General features: G+C 45.2%; 3 protein-coding genes and 1 pseudogene. 1 reads left to right on the top strand and 3 read right to left on the bottom strand.

Annotated elements, in window-relative coordinates; all coding sequences use genetic code 11:
• The 3 genes from PX636_RS22730 to PX636_RS16180 all read right to left on the bottom strand — a co-directional run.
• The coding region (locus tag PX636_RS22730) for a helix-turn-helix domain-containing protein (RefSeq protein ID WP_353737494.1) at positions 1-44 on the bottom strand (44 nt) is incomplete at its 3' end.
• A 341-nt stretch (positions 45-385) separates the two neighbouring features.
• A complete protein-coding gene (gene vapC / locus PX636_RS16185; protein ID WP_288117824.1) occupies positions 386-784 on the bottom strand; it encodes a type II toxin-antitoxin system VapC family toxin in 399 nt (132 codons plus the stop codon).
• On the bottom strand, positions 771-983 hold the full coding sequence (locus tag PX636_RS16180) for a type II toxin-antitoxin system VapB family antitoxin (RefSeq protein WP_041804466.1): 213 nt from the start codon (positions 981-983) through the stop codon (positions 771-773). The genes vapC and PX636_RS16180 overlap by 14 nt, the downstream gene beginning before the upstream one ends.
• A gap of 250 nt (positions 984-1,233) precedes the next feature.
• Between PX636_RS16180 and PX636_RS16175 the strand changes: the two are divergent.
• A pseudogene (locus tag PX636_RS16175) lies at positions 1,234-1,355 on the top strand (NAD(P)/FAD-dependent oxidoreductase); the annotation flags it as partial.

Here is a 1,355-nt window from a genome sequence, read left to right as displayed (position 1 = left end):
TGTTCGGGTGTGGGGTAAAATCGAAACGAATAGGCTTTTTCCATACCTCACATTTTAGCATATATTTCGTAAACGATGCTCATATTTAACAGTAAAGCCGTCGTAGAACGACGGGGTTTCAGACCCAAATTTTCGATGAAGATAGTTTCACCAATTTGCGCTCCAAGCCCAGGTTTTAGTTTGCATTCTTCCACTGTTCCAATGCCACCTTCGTGTGACTGTACCATTCTGAATTTGATTACGATTAGGCTTGCCCTCGTAACGCGCCGATAGACCAACCAGTGCTTTCGGCATCGCAACTAAACTCACAGCTTCAATCAATGGGCATGGTGCGTTCCCAAAAATCGATCGGTGGAGCAGTAGGAGCCAGATTAGGGGACGCACCCTAGGGCTGAAAACGGAGATTTTGAAGAGATCGCACTTGAGCAATGGTTTCAAAATCACGGTCGTTGTGAATCAGAAGCAGATCATTTTCCAGTGCCGCTTGAGCAATACAGCAATCAATTGGGCTGCGAACAGTCAATCCTTGACGACGCAGATCATAGTAAATACGTGCAGGCGCTTGCCAGGAAGAAGGCCTGAGTTCAACATAATCCTGCACTTCGAGGTAAGTAGAGAGGATTGTCCACTCTTGCTCGTTTAAGCTCCCTTGAAGCAGTTCAAGCTGGGTAAAGCGGGTGAGTAAAATCTCACGATTTGCAATTAACGTTTCCAGTTGCTGGCGAACTTGACCACTGCGATCGCGGAAGACGCTGATCCACACAGATGTGTCAATCAGCAACATGACGAGTTTCACGTAGGGCTTTATAATCAAAATCTGGAGCAAATTGAATTTGTCCGGCAAGGTCGAGAAGGTTTTTCTTACGGCGGGATCTTACGAATTCTTGTAGAGCAAGATTCATTAGTTCCTCTTGGGTGGTGAGGTTAGTCAGTTGAAAGGCTTCCTTGAGAAGCGATTCATCAAGGTTGAGGGTAATTTGCATAGGATGGATATTAGATTGAAGTATAGGTGATTATTCTCTTTACATTTTAATCCGATAGATGACTAACCCACCTCTGGGCATATTTTTGTTAGTTGGCTCTCAAGCTTTAAGCTACATACGGCAATGGCGTAGTGCCTTCGGCATCGCACTTAAACTCACAACTTCAATCTATGGGCATGGTGCGTTCCCAAAAATCGATCGGTGGAGCAGTAGGATCCAGATTAGGGAACGCACCCTACAAGCTCGGCGGTCTGGTAGATTAGCCGATATAATGCGTCGATTTGTCTATATACTGCGTTTACCCAGCAAACGCCATCAGTTGAAAGTGTTTCGACATTGGGCGAAAAAAATTCTTCTCCGACTCCGTTATTC

Source organism: Microcystis sp. M53598_WE2 (assembly GCF_030067735.1).
In the GTDB taxonomy this organism is placed as follows: Bacteria; Cyanobacteriota; Cyanobacteriia; order Cyanobacteriales; family Microcystaceae; genus Microcystis; species Microcystis aeruginosa.
The sequence above is the reverse complement of the archived record's forward strand: the minus strand, read 5'-3'. Positions and strand labels throughout refer to the sequence as shown.